Origin of the sequence: Shewanella woodyi ATCC 51908, from assembly GCF_000019525.1 — a bacterium.
Taxonomy (GTDB): Bacteria; Pseudomonadota; Gammaproteobacteria; order Enterobacterales; family Shewanellaceae; genus Shewanella; species Shewanella woodyi.
The window spans coordinates 4,470,603-4,487,873 of the sequence record NC_010506.1; the positions used below are offsets into that span (position 1 = coordinate 4,470,603).

16 protein-coding genes and 1 pseudogene are annotated in these 17,271 nt (G+C 43.1%); 7 read left to right on the forward strand and 10 right to left on the reverse strand.

The features are described from left to right. Positions 1-136: 136 nt before the first annotated feature. The gene (locus tag SWOO_RS18840; RefSeq protein ID WP_012326262.1) at positions 137-874 is read left to right on the forward strand and encodes a FadR/GntR family transcriptional regulator; all 738 of its coding nucleotides are present in this window, start codon (positions 137-139) and stop codon (positions 872-874) included. Between the two features lie 96 nt (positions 875-970). On the opposite strand, the gene SWOO_RS18845 is transcribed toward SWOO_RS18840, so the two are convergent. Further along, on the reverse strand, positions 971-1,816 hold the full coding sequence (locus SWOO_RS18845; protein ID WP_012326263.1) for a LysR family transcriptional regulator: 846 nt from the start codon (positions 1,814-1,816) through the stop codon (positions 971-973). 167 nt (positions 1,817-1,983) lie between these two features. On the opposite strand from SWOO_RS18845, the gene SWOO_RS18850 reads away from it, so the two are divergent. The 3 genes from SWOO_RS18850 (at position 1,984) to SWOO_RS18860 (ending at position 5,402) form a co-directional block, all read left to right on the forward strand. Beyond that, complete coding sequence (locus SWOO_RS18850) at positions 1,984-2,364, forward strand: DUF413 domain-containing protein (protein WP_012326264.1); 381 nt, start codon at positions 1,984-1,986, stop codon at positions 2,362-2,364. Beyond that, positions 2,351-4,369, forward strand: a complete 2,019-nt coding sequence (locus tag SWOO_RS18855; protein ID WP_012326265.1) for a flavohemoglobin expression-modulating QEGLA motif protein — start codon at positions 2,351-2,353, stop codon at positions 4,367-4,369. The genes SWOO_RS18850 and SWOO_RS18855 overlap by 14 nt, the downstream gene beginning before the upstream one ends. A gap of 391 nt (positions 4,370-4,760) precedes the next feature. Further along, positions 4,761-5,402 (forward strand): phosphatase PAP2 family protein, encoded by a 642-nt coding sequence (locus SWOO_RS18860; RefSeq protein WP_012326266.1) that lies wholly within the window; start codon positions 4,761-4,763, stop codon positions 5,400-5,402. A gap of 15 nt (positions 5,403-5,417) precedes the next feature. Here the strand turns inward: SWOO_RS18860 and SWOO_RS18865 are convergent, their stop codons facing one another. The 6 genes from SWOO_RS18865 to SWOO_RS18890 all read right to left on the reverse strand — a co-directional run bounded on the left by SWOO_RS18865 (position 5,418) and on the right by SWOO_RS18890 (position 12,148). Beyond that, positions 5,418-6,290: a multidrug transporter gene (locus SWOO_RS18865; RefSeq protein ID WP_012326267.1), complete on the reverse strand. Its 873-nt coding sequence runs from the start codon at positions 6,288-6,290 to the stop codon at positions 5,418-5,420. A 289-nt stretch (positions 6,291-6,579) separates the two neighbouring features. Further along, positions 6,580-8,136, reverse strand: a complete 1,557-nt coding sequence (locus tag SWOO_RS18870) for an AbgT family transporter (protein ID WP_012326268.1) — start codon at positions 8,134-8,136, stop codon at positions 6,580-6,582. A gap of 524 nt (positions 8,137-8,660) precedes the next feature. Then, positions 8,661-9,509 carry a 3-deoxy-8-phosphooctulonate synthase gene (kdsA, locus tag SWOO_RS18875; protein ID WP_012326269.1) on the reverse strand — a complete coding sequence of 283 codons (849 nt, stop codon included), beginning with the start codon at positions 9,507-9,509 and terminating at the stop codon, positions 8,661-8,663. Positions 9,510-9,584: 75 nt separating this feature from the next. Continuing rightward, positions 9,585-10,838 carry a DUF819 family protein gene (locus SWOO_RS18880; protein ID WP_012326270.1) on the reverse strand — a complete coding sequence of 418 codons (1,254 nt, stop codon included), beginning with the start codon at positions 10,836-10,838 and terminating at the stop codon, positions 9,585-9,587. A 126-nt stretch (positions 10,839-10,964) separates the two neighbouring features. After that, positions 10,965-11,753, reverse strand: coding sequence for a transglutaminase family protein (locus tag SWOO_RS18885; protein ID WP_012326271.1), 789 nt, complete (start codon positions 11,751-11,753; stop codon positions 10,965-10,967). Continuing rightward, the gene (locus SWOO_RS18890; protein ID WP_012326272.1) at positions 11,753-12,148 is read right to left on the reverse strand and encodes a SirB2 family protein; all 396 of its coding nucleotides are present in this window, start codon (positions 12,146-12,148) and stop codon (positions 11,753-11,755) included. Before SWOO_RS18890 ends, SWOO_RS18885 begins: the two co-directional genes overlap by 1 nt. Before the next feature lie 232 nt (positions 12,149-12,380). Between SWOO_RS18890 and SWOO_RS18895 the strand changes: the two genes are divergently transcribed. Next, entirely contained in the window at positions 12,381-12,812 is a 432-nt protein-coding gene (locus SWOO_RS18895) for a GNAT family N-acetyltransferase (RefSeq protein ID WP_012326273.1), read from the forward strand. Between the two features lie 125 nt (positions 12,813-12,937). Here the strand turns inward: SWOO_RS18895 and SWOO_RS18900 are convergent, their stop codons facing one another. Next, complete coding sequence (locus SWOO_RS18900; RefSeq protein ID WP_012326274.1) at positions 12,938-14,071, reverse strand: hypothetical protein; 1,134 nt, start codon at positions 14,069-14,071, stop codon at positions 12,938-12,940. A 403-nt stretch (positions 14,072-14,474) separates the two neighbouring features. Between SWOO_RS18900 and SWOO_RS18905 the strand changes: the two genes are divergently transcribed. After that, entirely contained in the window at positions 14,475-14,777 is a 303-nt protein-coding gene (locus SWOO_RS18905; protein ID WP_012326275.1) for a DUF6482 family protein, read from the forward strand. A 142-nt stretch (positions 14,778-14,919) separates the two neighbouring features. Further along, a pseudogene (locus SWOO_RS26520) lies at positions 14,920-15,052 on the forward strand (IS110 family transposase); the annotation flags it as partial. A 22-nt stretch (positions 15,053-15,074) separates the two neighbouring features. Here SWOO_RS26520 and SWOO_RS18910 read toward each other — a convergent pair. Then, positions 15,075-15,476 (reverse strand): hypothetical protein, encoded by a 402-nt coding sequence (locus SWOO_RS18910; RefSeq protein ID WP_041417797.1) that lies wholly within the window; start codon positions 15,474-15,476, stop codon positions 15,075-15,077. A gap of 328 nt (positions 15,477-15,804) precedes the next feature. Beyond that, positions 15,805-17,028, reverse strand: coding sequence for an ISL3-like element ISShwo4 family transposase (locus tag SWOO_RS18915; RefSeq protein WP_012325263.1), 1,224 nt, complete (start codon positions 17,026-17,028; stop codon positions 15,805-15,807). Between the last annotated feature and the right edge of the window lie 243 nt (positions 17,029-17,271).

Sequence of the window (17,271 nt, forward strand, 5' to 3'; positions counted from 1 at the left end):
ACTTTTTTGCCAATGAAATTTAATTTATCTGTTTTCCAGATAGCTGTATCTAAGGTAGGATGGGGGTATTACTATCTGGGTTGCAGAATATACTCCCTAGATAAAACAATTATTTAAATGATAAATAAGAAACCTTATGAACTTTCGTGAGAAACACAATTTAACTCATCAGCTGACTCATGATCTCGGAATGGAGGTTGTGAAAGGAAACTATGCTGTAGGCGGTGGCCTCCCTTCAGAAGCTGATATCTGCTCTTTATACAATGTCAGCCGTAGTGCTACACGTGAGGCTGTAAAAATGCTTTCAGCTAAAGGCCTTATCACCTCACGCCCCAAGCAAGGCATTCGTGTTATGCCTGAACACAACTGGAATCTATTTGATACTGATGTATTGAGCTGGATATTAAGTAGTAAACCATCGATTCAACTTCTTCATGAATTCACTCAGATGAGAGTTGCTATTGAGCCACAGGCCTGTGCTTTAGCGGCAGTTCATGCCAATGCAGAGCAATTAAGAAATATTGAAGATGCGCTCAATCGTATGCGTGACGCCGATAATGGTTTAGATGATCCGCTAGAAGCCGACATCGCATTTCACACTTCGATTCTTGAAGCCAGCTGCAATCGTTTTTTTTATCAGCTAACCAACTTTATTGCTACAGCGTTAAGAGTAAGTATTCGCTATACCAATAAGATTAAAGGTGTCCATGGAGCCGATGTTCTTAAGCATCAGCATATTCTCGATACCATTAAATCCAGAGATTCTGAGTCTGCCTATAAAGCCTCAAAAGAGATCCTTGATGAAGCAATTGAGTTGATTGAAACTCAATTTGTTGAGCGAACGATTAGCGTGCCTGTTGTCAACGCAGACTAAGCCTTAACAGACTCTTCATCTTGCCTTAAGGCAATCGATGTTTAAGCTCATAATAAAATCGGCCAACTGGCCGATTTTTCGTTCCAATAGACCAATCTAATTGATACTTTTTTTCACCAAGCGCTCAATTTTTTCAATAGCATCCAACTGTAACGTATCTCGTCTATAACTTAGGTAAACAGGCCTATCCCACGGCTCTGCTCCCCTAACAAGATTCAATCTATTATCTTGTAAGTAAGGGGCTGAAATGGACGTTGGCAGATAGGCAGCTCCCCCCTTTTGCAAAATAAACTCTAGCGCAATGCGCCCCGTTGATGTTCTCAAGTAAGGCGCTGGCATCTGACTGTGACGCTCAGCATGCTCAGATGAGAATCGAGTCCCCCAGTCAACATAAATATAGCGCTGAGACAATGCTTCATCCACTGAGCATTGAGAGGTAGATACTAACTCAAGCTTAATATCTGTCACTTTCTGGCTAACTAGCTCATCACATTTTAGTGGCTCGAACGCAAACGCCATATCTAAAGTGCGCTCCAGCAACTGCCGATTTAGTTGTTCACGACTTAGGGCTTCGGCCTGAAAAGCATAACCACTAAACACCTCTGTTACTTCAATTAAGCACTCTTGCAGATACGCATCCCAAATGTTGGGAGTACCAGCCATGGTCAATTGTAGGCTTCTATTGTCAGCAAGGGATAGCTCATTCTTAGCTTGTGCTAACGTGGTCACCATCACTTCAGCGTAGGCAATTAACCTCTCTCCTGATGTCGTCAACTTGATGCTATTTCTATCTCGAATAAACAACACTTGATCGAAAAATGACTCAAGCTGCTTAATCCTAGCACTCACGGCAGCTTGAGTGATGTATAGGTTCTCAGCTGCCCGACCAAAATGGCGAGTTTTCGCCACCTCTAAAAAGGTTTTAAATACTTTAACGTCCATCGCGATCTCTAATATCGACTCCAGTTGGAGACGGCTTGAGAATAACAATAATCTGTTATGGTGACGACAAAAATATATTGTTTCTCTTTTAAGGGTAAACCCCCTAATTTCTTGAGTCATCTAACTTATGCAATCCAGTTAATTACCATCATTTTTTGGGGTTTAGAATGTCTGAAGATTCATTTCGTTTTGGTCAAAAATGTTTCATCGATAACATCAATTTTCCACGAGGTTTTAGAAAGTCTGGTGACTTTACGCTAGCCGAATCTGAACTGCTTAGTCTTTATGGTGACACCTTACTTGGCTTAGAGTCAGGTCTGCTCGCACCAGAGACGATAGAGGAGGAGCATTTTGTACGCACCTTGACTCAGCCCCATAAAGCAAAAACAAAAATAGAACTAGTGTGGATTAAATACATGAAGCTGACTCGAGAGCCTAGACGTTTTCACAGCTTAAACAGCACCCACTCCTACAAGGTTCCAAGTGAGATAATGCCAGCCGCAAGCATGAAATTTGAGGAGGCAGGTCAGCTAGATGCAAATATATAGCCTTGAAGAGGTTTTAACCTTCATCAAAAAAGGAGAGGTTTTCTCAGGAAAGCTCTCCACCTCAGGCTGCTTAATCAAGATTGAGGAGTACCTGCCTGTTGTTTGTAGTGCTATCCATTCAGGTCATCATCTAAGAGATGACCTGCTAAAGCACTGCCGGCTCTCGGATGAGGAGCGTGCTCCCCATGAAGCCAGACTCACAGATGATCTTATCGCTTCGCAACCAATCACCTTAGTCGCTCTCGATTCCAGACTAGAGTATGATCTCGATTGCCCTAAAGCCCTGTCGACATCCTATAAACTAAGCGTCAAACAGAAGCTTTGGGATAAGCCGATGAGCACTAAACAGCGCTCAGTAAGCCATGCCAAACACGATGAGTTCTTCCAAATCTACAAAGCCCTCATTGCCAAACTAGAGTCACAGTTCGGTAAAGTGATTGTGTTTGACTTAAAGGCCTACACACCGAACGACTCCGATACATCAAGCCCGCTATTTGATATTACAACGACTCAAATTGACCTAACGAGATGGCAGTCAGTCGTCAATAAATGCCGTAGTGAGCTAAAACAAGTCACAGTGCCTAATACAGAGTCTAGTGCGGATCTCGACCTAATTCATCGAGGAAGCGGCTACCTAACTACGTACACTAACTCACATTTTGACCGCACTTTAGTACTGCCGATTCAGGTGAAGAAAGTCTATATCGATGATCAAAATGGTGACCAGTTTCCTCTGGTGCTTGATTCATTGAAGTTAGGATTAAAACAAGCATTAAGTGAAACCAGCGCCTTCTTCCAGCGTAGAATTAACCTTAAGAACCGAGTACGCAGTGCCGATATGTTGAGCTCGGCTATAGAGCCCGCTGTGCTCAATGTCGATGCCGCGATCTATAAGCTGGCACAGAGAGTTGGCATTCTAAAATATGTAAACCCAGTTAATATCACAGCTGAGCGCCGTCGTTTTGAGCGTGCCCCGAGTCGATTTACACCAAACTTTCACTATCGTCAGTTACCTATCGATGCCAATGGGTTTAAGCAGAAGCTTTATCGCATCCCAATCGAAACCATCTCAGACCCTGCGATGAAGCAGCTCTATTCAGATATGATCCACTCCTTAAGTGAGCAGGTCGATCTGTTATCTACCGTTGGCCAGGAGGCGTTTTTATATAACTCACTACGCCACTACGGTAGACCCGATGCTTTGTCGATCAACAACGCTAAATTTCTTCTGTACGCAAAAGAGATTGCAGAGAACAGTGGCGAGCTCATGGACGCTAAAAGTGCCTGTGAACTGATGAAAAAGCAGGCAAGTGATTGGGGAATGAAGTGTAAGGTCAACTTAAGTACGGCGATTCTGGCTCGTGCTATGGTCAGCTCTGCCCCGCCTCAACTTAAAGTGAACACAAACGCTCAATTTAGCTATGCAGAAGTTCAAAGGCTTAACCACCATGAACTGGGCGTGCATATGGCGACAACCTTAAACTCTCGCCAGCAAGCACTAAAAGCACTGAGATTAGGTTTACCTGGTGCGACCCAAACTCAGGAAGGCTTAGCGATAATGGCCGAGTACAATGCTGGTTACATGGCCCATGGTAGACTCAACACCCTCGCCTACCGCGTACTGGCCGTTGACTCCATGCTAAACGAGCAGAACTTCTATCACACCTATAGCTATTTAACCGATGAGCTGGAGATGAATAGAGGCGATGCCTTCGTAACGACAACTCGGGTCTATCGCGGTGGCGGTTTAACCAAAGATCATCTCTACCTCAGTGGTTTTGTTAATATCAAACAGTTATCTGCTGAACGTGATTTAACCAACCTTATGGTAGGCAAAACCAGTGCTGAGTATCTCGATCTTATTGATGAGCTAGTGCAAAGAGGTTGGCTCACAGCACCTAAATTTGTTATCGATGCAGGTCAAGACAGAGCGATTGAAGCTAGCAGTGCGGAGAGTGAGCAATCAGCAAGCTTAAGCTACTTAATTGACAGTTTAAGAAGTTAATCTCAAAATAGTTGAAGCATAAATGCATGCAGCTCTTAGCATGCATTTATCTTTATAATGATTGGTTCAATACCAACCATTATAGATAAGTGCTCGACTCAGAGTGCTTTTGGGCAAACTAATTCAAGGCGAATGAATAATAGAATGGTCTTTCCCTTGTGAGTTCATTCAACGCAGAAGTAGGCAGCCAAAAACACTCCTTACAGGCGAGTTTTAGCACTACTGATGCTGCATTAACGAGCTTAACCGTAGAATAACTATGCTCCTCACTCGTTGCTTAGCCTCAGAAGCGCTAAACTCTCACTGAGCGACCACACCTTTATAATGATTGGTATTATATCCAAAAAAGGATAGATTAGGCGCCACTAAATCTGTATTTCGAGTGATACTCATGCCTTCGACTCAAGCTCCCCACCCTTTGTTTTCCCTTAAAAAAAATATCATCTTCTACGCAGTGATGCTTTGTATGACACTACTGAGCATACTCTTTATCGACCGCCATCTGGCAGATTTTATCCATCAACATGAGGTTGCAAACTCATTCACTAAGTTACTCAGTAATATTCCGGCACTACTCGAAACATTAGCCGCCATCGCCTTACTATGCTGCTTAGTCCCAAAACTTAGAAGCAAACTATCTGCTCTAGTCATTCATCTGCTTTTTACTCTGCTCTTGGCCACTGTGATACGTTTCGGCGCAAAAGCCCTGTTTGGTAGGACTTGGCCTGAGACTTGGGTCGATAATAACCCCTCTTGGATAAATGATCGCATAGAAGCATTTCATCCGTTTGCTGAGGGGGTAGCCTATAACTCCTTTCCATCGGGCCATGCCCTCTTCACCTTTGCTCTGGCCAGCACGTTCTGGTTTCACCTGCCCCGTTACCGCCTATTTTGGGCAGCCTGTATGTTAGGGGTATTTATCGGTCAGTTATCTCAAAACTATCACTACTTAGGGGATCTATTAGCGGGTGCAAGCTTAGGTGTTGTTTGTACGCAACTCGCCTTCACCGTCGCTCAAAAGTGTCACCGATAACTTTCGAGACTGTAACTAACTCCACATCACCAAAATGGCAGCCAGGGCAATCAAGATTAAGGCCAACATATCCTTAATTTTGACTCGCTCCTTAAGCCAAAACATGGCAATAAACAGAGTAAAGAATACCTCCACCTGGCCTAATGTTTTAACATAGGGGACCGCCTGTAAAGACATGGCACTGAACCAGCCTACAGAACCCAAACAGCTGGTAGAGCTGATAAGTATCGTCTGTCTGGGACGCTGCCAAAGCCCCGCTAATGTGGCCCTCTCTTTCACGATAATGTAACCCAGTAATATCAAGGTTTGAAGTGAGATAACTAAGAGCAATACCCAAGCCGCTCTGTGAGGAAAAGGTAAGCTTAAGCTCAGACTCGCCTCACGAACCCAGAGCGAAGTTAATGCAAATGCGCTGCCGCATGTTAGGCCAATCAGCGCTGTGGATAAGGAGATATCCCTTAAGCCTTGGCGACTGCTCATCATAAACACCGCCACACCACCAATCGACACACCTATCCAGCCCAGCACAGAGAGTTGAGTTCCGAAAATACACAATCCAAGTACCGCTGCCACCAACGCCTCACTCTTGGCTAAACCTGCTCCCACAGCAAAGTTCTTCAGCTTGAAAAGCTTAACCAGCAGAGCTGTCGCTAAGATCTGCATCACTGATGCACCTATAATGTAGAGAACAAACTCAACAGTGAAAACTGGCAATGCCACTGATTGCCACAGGTACAACCCAATGAGATAACCCCCAGCAATCGGCCAAGCCCAAATAAAGCGCGCTAAAGTCACGCCAGCAACACTCACCTCTTTGCTAAGCTGACTCTGAAATGCATTGCGCCACGCCTGCATAAAGGCTGCTAACAAGGTAAAAAAGATCCACATATACTCAAACTACCTAGAAATGCTAGTTTCAGAGGTGTTGTGCGAGTTCACGTCTAAACGCATTTGCATAAAAAGTCCCCTTTTAAAGTCAATGCAACAACGAAGTTGCCCTGCATAAAGCCTTCGTTGATGGGGATTCAGCAGGAGAATTAGTGCTAAGCATATCCCATGGGCAGGGTATGAACAGGGGGTTATAAATATACTCACTATTAGTCAAATTAATACCAATCAGAAAAAAGCCCCAACGTGATGTCGGGGCTTGAAACTAACAGGAGCTCACGATTTAAGACTAATAAGTGTAGCTAGCACCAAGACCTAGTGGGAGTCCAAGTGACCAATACAGAAGTAACCAAGCACTCCATATCGCTAATAAGCAGAGGCTGAACGGTAACATCATGGATATCAGGGTTCCAATGCCTATATTTTTCACATAGCGTTGACAGTAGACCACCACTAAGGGGAAGTATGGCATCAAAGGCGTAATGATATTAGAGCTCGAATCCCCGACTCGATAAGCGGCCTGAGACAGATCTGGACTAATGTTCAACTGCATCAGCATAGGCACCAGCACAGGTCCGATTAATGCCCATTTAGCCGATGAAGACCCCACGAATAAGTTCACGAAACCCACCAAGAAGATCATGCCAATCACAGTCACTTCAGCCGACAGGTTCATCGCCTTAAGCGCTCCCGCGCCCTCGACCGCAATTAATGCCCCAAGGTTAGAGTGAGAAAACGCTGCCACAAACTGGGCACAAAAGAACGCCATTACGATGTAGTGAGACATGCCGCTCATGGACTTAGACATCGCTTGCACAACATCAGCTGAGCTTTTAAAGGCGCCAGTCATATAGCCATATACTAAACCTGGAAGCATAAAGAAGATGAAGATCAGCGGTACAATTGACTGCATCAAAGGCGCTTTAAAGCTAGTTAAGGAACCATCAGCATCACGTAGCGTTGAAGTTTCAGGCACGGTTAACGAGAAGAAGCCGACAATTGCCACTAGCATCACTAAGGTTGCCACACGGAACGCTTTAATCTCGAGTGGTTTCTCCTCTTCCATCGCGGGAAGATCCACCTCTTCACGATTAACCTTATGAGTACGATTTAGGCGTGGCTCTAGTACTTTATCTGTTAGATACCAGATAACCAGCGTAATAGGGATACAGGAAGATGCAGCGAAGAACCAGTTATTTAGCGGGTTAACTTCAATGTTAGGGTCAACGATTTGCGCAGCAGCTTGAGTAAAACTCTGCAGTAATGGGTCGATACCTGAAGGAATAAAGTTGGCACAAAAACCACCAGAGACACCAGCAAATGCAGCTGCAATACCCGCTAATGGATGACGTCCTACGGTAAAGAAGATCACACCAGCAAGCGGAATAACCACCACGTAACCTGCATCGGTTGCTGTATGAGAGATAATTCCCACCAACACCACGGCCGGCGTTAACAGCTTAGCAGGGGTAATTCTTAACATGCGTTTTAGCGCAGTGTTGATAAATCCGGAGTGCTCAGCAACCCCAACCCCCAACATAGCCACTAATACCACACCGAGCGGCGCAAAAGCGGTAAAGGTTTTCACCATACTGGTTAAGAAGCCGGTTAAGGCTTCTGGACTCAAGAGGTTATTCACCTCAATAGGCATCTGGGTTCTAGGATCGATAGCTTCAAAGCTAACCCCAGATAACAGAGCCGATAACCCCCAAACTGCAAACAGCAAAATTAAAAATAACATGGCGGGATCGGGAAGCTTATTACCAACCCTTTCAATGCCATCTAACGCTTTGCCTAATATACCTTGTGGCCCTTCATCAGGAAGCACCTGTTTGTCTGCTTTCATCATTCAACCTATTTATTATGCTCTTTCACTTTTAAACTATGCCATCCATAGAGGACATCACTTAATCGTGTGTATTTTTTTATAACTTACTAGAATAAATGTCTAAACTGTATCGAAACTTAATTTACATCGCTCAAAACAATAAAACCAATCGGTATAAGAAGTTGACCTACTCAGAGTTTTTTTGGGAAACTAATTCAAGGCGAATGAATGATAGAATGGTTGTTCCCTTGTGAATTTATTCAACGCAGAAGTAGGCAGCCAAAAACACTCCTTACAGGCGAGTTTTAGCGGTGCTGATGCTGTGTTAACGAGCTTGACCGTAGAATGACTATGCTCTTCACTCGTTGCAAACCACATGGATGTGGTGAATGTCATTAATGCAGGAGCAATTAAAGACCTTGCCTCAGGACCGCTAAACTTTCGCTGAGAGATCAAATCTTTATACTGATTGGTATAAACCCTGACATGATGCAGGGTTCTATTTATTAAATTAGCCTAAAACGGCTTAACACACTCAGAAGTTACTTACTGGTATCAATCGCATCGAATGACTTAACTAGGTCATCCACAGCCTTCATCTGAGTTAAATACGCTTCTAACTGGTGCAGAGGAAGTGCACATGGACCATCACATTTAGCGTTATCTGGATCAGGGTGTGCCTCAATAAACAGACCCGCTAATCCTAGTGCCATACCACTACGAGCAAGTTCAGTGGCTTGTGCACGACGACCACCAGCACTATCAGCACGTCCACCAGGGCGTTGCAGTGCATGAGTCGCATCGAAGATAACTGGGTAACCAGTCTGTTTCATCTCATCCATACCCAGCATGTCGACCACTAGGTTGTTGTAACCAAAGCTTGATCCACGCTCACACAAAATGATCTCATCATTACCCGCTTCATTAAACTTAGTGATGATATGACGCATCTCATGAGGCGCTAAGAACTGCGGCTTCTTCACATTGATGATGGCACCTGTTTTCGCCATAGCAACCACGAGATCAGTTTGACGCGCTAAGAATGCGGGCAACTGAATAATATCAACCACTTCAGCAACCGGTGCACATTGATGGATCTCATGGACGTCGGTAATTAATGGTAAATTAAAGGTAGATTTGATCTCCTCAAAGATCTTTAACCCCTCCTCCATACCTGGGCCACGATAAGAGTTGACTGAAGAGCGGTTAGCCTTATCGAAAGAGGCTTTAAACACATAAGGGATCCCCAATTTCTGAGTGGTTTCGGCATATGTTTCTGCAATCTTCATTGCCAAGTCACGGGACTCAAGCACGTTCATACCGCCAAACAGCACAAAAGGCTTATCGTTTGCGATCTCGATTGAACCTAAACCTATGGTTTTATTACTCATCAGTACTTCTCTCTTAAAGAGCCAAGGCTGTGCCTCGGCGTTAATCAATTCAATTTTTAGGCAGAAATATCAGGCCTAGCTTGCCACTATTTGCAAGATCTGGCCACACATCCACGCCATATAGGTGCCCACAGCATAGCCTAATACAGCCAGTAATACACCGACTGGCGCCAATGCAGGATGGAATGCTGCTGCAACCACAGGAGCAGATGCCGCGCCGCCCACATTCGCCTGACTTCCCACCGCCATATAAAACAGTGGTGCTTTTATCAATTTTGCCACAATCAGCATAAAACTGGCGTGAACCAGCATCCAGATAATACCGATAGCGAAATACCACAGATTCTCTGCATCAAATAATTTAGAGACATCCATATGTAAGCCGATGGTAGCGACCAAAATATAGAGGAAAGCTGAAGCAACTTTAGATGCACCAGCAGCCTCTAGATGACGTACAGGGCTAAAGGACATCGCCAAACCTATGGTCGTCACAGTCACGATCAACCAGAAAAACTTAGAGGTCAAGCTGTAATCGCGAGTCCAAGGGTAGTTAGCTTCAAAGAATGGACCTAAGAAGTCGGCAACCACGTGGGCAAGGCCTGTGACACCAAAACCGACCGCCACTATCATCATCAGATCGTTAAGACTAGGAATACGGGCATTTTCAGCATGGTACTTCTCAACTTTATCCTTTAACGCTTCAAGTGCTGAAGTATCTGCGCCAGTTTTAGCATCTATCTGCTTCGCCTTTGATGCCATAAATAGCAAGACCGCCATCCAGATATTGGCCACAATAACGTCTACTGTAACCATAATAGAGAAGATATCACCGCCAGCTTCATAGATCTCTTTCATCGCCGCTTGGTTAGCACCGCCACCGATCCAGCTCCCCGCCAGTGTTGTCATTCCGCGCCATACCGCTTCTGGTCCCTGCACACCAAGAATTTCAGGGTGAATAGCCGACACAATCAGCAAGGCAATCGGGCCACCTATCACGATACCAACAGTTCCCGTCAGGAACATGATGATCGCTTTAGGTCCCAAAGACATAATGGCCTTAAGATCGACACTTAAGATCAATAAAACTAAACATGCTGGCAGTAGATAACGCGATGCTACAAAGTAAAGCTGGGAAGTATGACCGTCGATAATATTGAAAGTATTGAGCAGTGAAGGTAAGAAGTAGCACATTAGCAGTGCCGGAATAAAGGTATAAAACTTGGTCCAAAATGGATGCTTACTGTGGCTAGTATAAAATACAAAACCCAATACAAGGGCCAATATTCCTAATCCAGTGGCATCGTTGGTCACTAATGCAGTGCTACTCATCCTAGTATAATCTCCCATCCATAATTATTATTGTATTTTTTATTTGTTGATTTTATTTGTATTTATTTTTATACGATCAAAATATAAGACGGTAGTCCCTGAACTACCGTCATCAAGCTCACTAATCTAGTGATAGATCTCCTGCTCCTCTCTTAGCTCTTTCAATTGCATCTTCACCAGTTCAATCACAGGATCATGAGGACTGTTATCGACGAAATGCTTGAGATCGGCAGCAGCGACATTGATGCAACCTAACTGCTGAGCAATAAAAGCACGCTCACGGTTAAGATTGAGATCGTCTGGGTGCCACTGCAACAACAAGTTACAGCACTCCAGAGCTGGTTCAAACTTATGGGAGACGATACAGCCCGCTTTAAGCTCATGGATCATACGTGACACCAAACGCTTTAAACTAACTGGCTTAAGGTAACTTGCCTTAAATGGCACACCATTACCTAGCTCACCTCGAACTAACACATGCAGTTGATGACGGGTTAACTCGCTACCGTTCATAGGATCGATATACTTAACCACACCATCAATTCGACTAGACAGCACCGTTGTTCCTGGAAGTAATAAAGGTTCCAGCTTTAGATCTAACTGCTTGGCTAATAGCATCAATACCGTGGCTAACGTGGTGCTATTTCCCTGACGGCTGCTGATGCAGGTTCCAAGATCGGCAGCCTCAACACTAAAATAGGGCTGACGTATGCAAAAGCCTAAATCTTGATAAAACCAACGCAGTAACCCCGCAAGACGTTCGTGCCTATCCACCACATAGTGACTAAGCACAGACCCTGCTAACTCAAGCCAAGCCCAATTAGCTGACTCAGCTTTTGAAAAGTTCAGATGAGCGCCGATCTCAAATGCCATTTCAGGCAGTGCAATCTCATTTTTAAGAGGCAAAGTGGTCATTATCCTAACAACATAGCTTGTTTAAACATGGCAAGCTTAGCAGCATAAACCACCCAAGCAATTGCACCTAAAGCCGCAAAGGTTTTGAACAACTTATTGCGGTTAGCTTTTAACGCAATCGTCGCTAAAAGTATGTAAGCAACAACTGCACCTAGCTTTTCTGACAGCCAAGGATCCACAAACGGATACTGCTTGATGATGAAGCAAAGTGTTAGGCCTGAAAGAAGTAGAAAAGTATCTATTACATGGGGAGCTATTTTAACTAGCTTCTTCTGCATGATAGGAGAGTCACGAAGATGTAGTGCAAAACGCACGATAAAAAACAGCACACTTACCGCAACAAGCGTTAAATGAAGGTGCTTAATCGCCGGGTACAGATTATTCAAAGTTTCCATTTTAATACTTACTTTGCTGACAAAGGCGGTAGTGTACCCGATCCCCTTAATCTAAACCAATATCATGCTCATAAACTCTGCAAATGAGCAGAAAACAATCGAAAAATTCAGGCCAAGCTGATCCTCATTAAAATCAGCACTTCTCACTGCTCAATTAAGTGGTTAAAACAGAGCCAAGTTGTGTCAGTATTTCAAAACTAATTTATGCTAACTACAAAATAAGGAGAACCTAATGTCCCAAACTGCTACACGTAAGTTCACACTCGATGAAAGCAAGGAGTTTGCCAATGCAGTTGAACAAAAAATTGCTGAATTTAATTGGCAACAATGGGAGGTTTCAGAGCGCTTACCTTTAGGCTTGAAGCTCGAAAGTGAAACAGGGGAACTATTAGCGGGTTTCTCGGCTCGAACTTTCGGTAACTGGTTGCAGATAGACAACCTCTGGGTATCTGAGTCACTCAGGGGACAAAGCATAGGTGCACAACTGCTTACAGAAGCTGAGTCTATCGCCATAGAGCGTGGCTGCATCTACGCAATCTTAGACACCCTAAACTTTCAAGCCCGCCCCTTCTACGAAGCCAGAGGGTATACCCTCCAATGGACTCAAGAAGCCTACCCCAAAACAGGCTGTAAGTACTTTATGGTAAAACACCTTACAGAATAAATAGTACCTATATGCTGGCAGAAACTAAACATATGCAGGAATAAGAAAAAAGCCCTAAATGAGTCAAACTCAACCTAGGGCTTATATAAGTTTCAAAATGATGGATTAAACCACTAACTAACAGGCTAGTTCTTTAACTTAGTACGCTTTTTCTGCATAGCACTACTACCTAAATAACTATCATCATACTTCTTAAACGCTTTTAAAGTAGGAAGCTCTATCATCTCAACATGGCTGTTCTTAATTCCCCAACCAATAATATTATGAATTAAACCTGAGCCTTGGATAATTTTAACATCTGTCTGGAAGTAGAGCGGAGCCTTGGAACTACTTCCACGGTATTTACTGGCGGCATAGTAGATAGCATGTTGATCATTGTTAAATGCGTCAGCATCTTTATCTTCCTGCTCAAGGCTGTTATTACCACTGATACAACTCCCAGCTTTACGACATGTCTCAACAGTCTCTTGCATTACACTAGTATTTAATGGCCAGTCAGAGCGAGAAGGTTTTGACGACATCTTCTTAAACTGTCTGAAGTGTGGGCGTGCCACAGATACCCAAGTATTGTCCCACTTCCCTGCAACTGCATTTATTTGCCAGTTTTGACAAGTACGATCTTTTTGCCAAGTAAGACCAGCATCAATCAAGATATTCATATTCTGATACTCACCACGAGCACGATGCATATCGGCATTTTTTATCATACAACCCGATATCGATACCTCTTTGATTAACGGCTCTGAATCATATTTAGCAGCCAGTTCATGATGAAGCTCTTTAAATCGAGTCTGAAAAGCGGTTTTCCAAAAATGGGGAAAATCACCATCGAAACTGCTTCCCTTGAAATCCAATGTGGATGAACCTGCCTCATTTTTAACCCATTGTGGGGTATAAATACCAGCGAATACACGTAGCTTAATGCCTAATTTATTATTCCCAGGAACACTATTCCAAGTTTCAATATCATCAATAGCTCTTTCAATCCAAGTGGTATCTAATGCAGCTCTCTCTCCAGCTCTTAATGGAGCATTGGGTTGTAAAGATGCCCACTCTAGCTGCACAACAATACCATCAACATTTTTACCCCAATTTGTAGGCTTTTGTGAATCCGCTACATTTGGGTTGTCGTAACCGCTACGAGTGCCAGGTGCTTTTGATACATCACCACGGGTATAAAACCCAGAAGGTCTCTCTTTAGCTTCTGTTTCGACGCTGATACCTGCGCCAATGAGTCCTACCGTTACTAGGGAAAGCATAAAGTAAAACTGATTTTGATTTTTTCAGTTGGTACATAATTGCCTCTTCATTCTGTATATTCATGTTTTAATTATTAAATTCATATCAACAACAATAAATACTACATTTATACCGACCAAATACTATTTATAGTATTTATAAGATACGAAAAGCTAAGTTAACACCGCTGGTAATTTGGGTCAATAAAACAATAAACCTACTGAAAAAACCAAGATAAAAAACGCAGATAAGATGAAAATCGACATAGATTGGCAGTTACGCTGGATATGATTAATCAACTCTATACCCACTTTTGTGAAACTGTTTTAGGGACATTGTGGGGAAATAGGGCGTCATTTGTTTAAATTATGAACTTTTTTTATATTTTAAACGTATTCACTACTAATAACTAAGGAGTCAATAATGGATATTCATTTTCAAGAAAGCAGTCAGGTTCAAGAAACATCTAAAATCCAACAGTTTTCACCAAAGATTATTGGTGTTGCTGACTCAACTCAGTATCTAGTAGGTGCAATTGACTGTAAAAATAACTTCGTTGAGTTAAACGAGGAGAAACGCATTAGATGCTTTAACTCACTCGCTCAAGCAAAAGATCTCCTTCGTAGCCATCAATACAAAACCGTCGAACTTGAATATCAAAGTGCCTACGATGAGATGTGCGGACTACCAAGCTGTGACAATTACAAAGAGCTGATACAGCTCTAAATGATACTGACTAAAAGTATGCGGTTAGAAAAACACAAACGCCATTGGCATTAATGAAATACCAACGGCGTTAAATTCTTTACTGACAACAGTACCGCTCAAGCTAACTCAAAAATTACCAATGCCTGTCCTCATTTATTCAATGGCAGCAAGAAAACCAAAGAAAGTCGCGATAATTGCCTGTATCAGGAAGATGGTTGTAACGTTAAATTCGATGCTAAGAGATGGCCCTTTTTTTGGGGAAAGTGTGGGAAGCGCCAAAAGCTCAAATTTAGCTATTGACGCCATAGTCTCTTGTTAGGTTTCAACTTTTCGCCAATGCGACACTTGGTAAATTAGATACGCAGACAAGCCAAGGCTTAAAAGATGAAGGGGCGCTCCCAAGAGGTTTACAGAGCCATGTAGCAACAGGATAATCACACCACAAACGAAGCCTCCAATAGCTAAACCAGCCCCAACAACCCCAAGTGCAAGGCCTGTAACCAAACCTCCTAAGGGCATTGTTCCAATATAGTCGGAAACTTTATGCAGCCGAAATACCATCCCTATTACGAAGCCAACTATGACCGCCTTAATTGGTTTCATTAATTCAACATTGAAAACTACAGCAACCTCCTCCAACTCCGTCTGCGGCAATAAGGCAAACATCAGGCAAATAGGAACCAGCCATAATGAATAAAGGTAGTGTTTGATAGTCATAGTAAACCTAACAGCTTATTGATTAGCAGCAGGATAATGTTCCAGTCTGCTTGGTTGTTTTTTGTTAACCTAACACTGGTAACTCACTGTTGTAAATGGGTTACTTTTAGTAGAAGTTAGACAAAATACCATAAATCACCCGATAAAAAGATGCGTGGGTGTTTATGAGGTCCGCATAACACTTTTGGCACTCTCTCAATACTTTGATATTAAATAGAATAAAAATATTTACTTGAGTTATCGATGCGTCACCCCTCCATTTCGTGCATCTTTTTTAGGCAAGTTATCTCGATATCAGTTATAACTGTATGTATGCGGCTCTTCGCTGTTAATGGTGGAACTCCATATCCAACTTCCCAAAGTGGAACAGTATTGCTCGCTTAAATCGCTCTGTATTTCTATACCCCATGGCTTTTACTCTCAGCAGCCTTATTTGACTATTGATAGCTTCTGCTAGACCATTTGAAACACCAAAACGCATCGCATTAAGTATGCCCCATAATTTAGACTCAACTGTTTCAGCTACGGACATTAAAGGCTTGATATTAGTTGCCTTAATTAAAGCTATCCATTCTAGCCATCTCTGTTTAGTGCCCCGAACGCTGTTGCTATACCAAATGTCACGAGCTTGCTCTTTAAAGTACCAAGCAAGGGCTGTATCCATTAATGAAGGCACTAATTTATTAAGTCTCTCTTGGCTATGGGCAGGTAAGTTGTGCCTTCGTTTAAGCCAAAAGAAACGTGTGCGATGAGCCTCTTGTCTCATTGAGGGAGACAGCCTGTATATTTCATCTCTTCGTATGGCATTGACAGCTTCAGTCAGTAATTTAGCAATATGGAAATGGTCAAATGCAATCCGCTTTTCAGCGTCAGGAAATGCTGCTTTTGCTGCTGAAATATAAGCAGGGCTCATGTCCATACAGATGGTCTTGGTTAGCGAAGTCGTGTATGAAGGTAATTGCTCAAAGCAAGCGTTAAAACTGGCCTTAGAACGACCATCTGCAACGGCTAATACTTGGCCTTGAGAGTTGGATAGAACAGTGACATAGTCACGCCCTTTTTTAATCGCTGTTTCATCAATTAACAATGCTTCAGTTGAGTAAGTTGTACGATGTGCGAGCCCTCTCGCGACCGCTCGTTCCATTATTCGGTCAATGGCTCCCCAACTGAGTTTAAAGAATTTACTCACAGCATTTAACGTACTCATTGCTAGCATCTTCAGTACCCTCATTTCTAGCAATTCAGTGTACCGACTACTTTCATGTGCCCAAGGGACTTGTAGTGTCTGATAGCCATGTTCAGGGCAGTGAACTCGAGGCACTTTTGAGTGGATTAGGGTTTCAAATTGACAAGTATCTAAATGACGCCAAGTTCGAGGACGAGAATCATAATGTCGGCCAGCTTGCTGGCAGACAGGACAAACGAGATCACCGTTATGAACATAGTCCACAACAACGGTAATACGTTGAAGTTCTTCATCAAGTTGAACATTAGAGACTAACCAAGGGACTTCTAAACCTAATACCTTTTGGTATAAAAGCGTATCGCTCATGACGGTGGTAAAAAGTGGAATTGTATTGAGGAGTTTATATTAAAAGTTACGTCTTCCACCACTTTCGACGAAGAGCCATGTATGCACAGCCCTTGTAAAAGAGGCATTATGTCATCAGAAGATAGGACAGGCATAACTTATAGACTATGCAAAACCCTTTCATATTAGCTTTTCTATAGCCAAAGCTTTACGTGTTAGCGGTTTACCCAGATAAGTCAAAATCGAAGGGATAATCTTGCTTTA

Bases quoted from the DNA above. Each gene is read 5' to 3' on its own strand.
- SWOO_RS18840 (WP_012326262.1), top strand. From the start codon at position 137: ATGAACTTTCGTGAGAAACACAATTTAACTCATCAGCTGACTCATGAT.
- SWOO_RS18845 (WP_012326263.1), bottom strand. From the start codon at position 1,816: ATGGACGTTAAAGTATTTAAAACCTTTTTAGAGGTGGCGAAAACTCGC.
- SWOO_RS18850 (WP_012326264.1), top strand. From the start codon at position 1,984: ATGTCTGAAGATTCATTTCGTTTTGGTCAAAAATGTTTCATCGATAAC.
- SWOO_RS18855 (WP_012326265.1), top strand. From the start codon at position 2,351: ATGCAAATATATAGCCTTGAAGAGGTTTTAACCTTCATCAAAAAAGGA.
- SWOO_RS18860 (WP_012326266.1), top strand. From the start codon at position 4,761: ATGCCTTCGACTCAAGCTCCCCACCCTTTGTTTTCCCTTAAAAAAAAT.
- SWOO_RS18865 (WP_012326267.1), bottom strand. From the start codon at position 6,290: ATGTGGATCTTTTTTACCTTGTTAGCAGCCTTTATGCAGGCGTGGCGC.
- SWOO_RS18870 (WP_012326268.1), bottom strand. From the start codon at position 8,136: ATGAAAGCAGACAAACAGGTGCTTCCTGATGAAGGGCCACAAGGTATA.
- kdsA (WP_012326269.1), bottom strand. From the start codon at position 9,509: ATGAGTAATAAAACCATAGGTTTAGGTTCAATCGAGATCGCAAACGAT.
- SWOO_RS18880 (WP_012326270.1), bottom strand. From the start codon at position 10,838: ATGAGTAGCACTGCATTAGTGACCAACGATGCCACTGGATTAGGAATA.
- SWOO_RS18885 (WP_012326271.1), bottom strand. From the start codon at position 11,753: ATGACCACTTTGCCTCTTAAAAATGAGATTGCACTGCCTGAAATGGCA.
- SWOO_RS18890 (WP_012326272.1), bottom strand. From the start codon at position 12,148: ATGGAAACTTTGAATAATCTGTACCCGGCGATTAAGCACCTTCATTTA.
- SWOO_RS18895 (WP_012326273.1), top strand. From the start codon at position 12,381: ATGTCCCAAACTGCTACACGTAAGTTCACACTCGATGAAAGCAAGGAG.
- SWOO_RS18900 (WP_012326274.1), bottom strand. From the start codon at position 14,071: ATGCTTTCCCTAGTAACGGTAGGACTCATTGGCGCAGGTATCAGCGTC.
- SWOO_RS18905 (WP_012326275.1), top strand. From the start codon at position 14,475: ATGGATATTCATTTTCAAGAAAGCAGTCAGGTTCAAGAAACATCTAAA.
- SWOO_RS18910 (WP_041417797.1), bottom strand. From the start codon at position 15,476: ATGACTATCAAACACTACCTTTATTCATTATGGCTGGTTCCTATTTGC.
- SWOO_RS18915 (WP_012325263.1), bottom strand. From the start codon at position 17,028: ATGAGCGATACGCTTTTATACCAAAAGGTATTAGGTTTAGAAGTCCCT.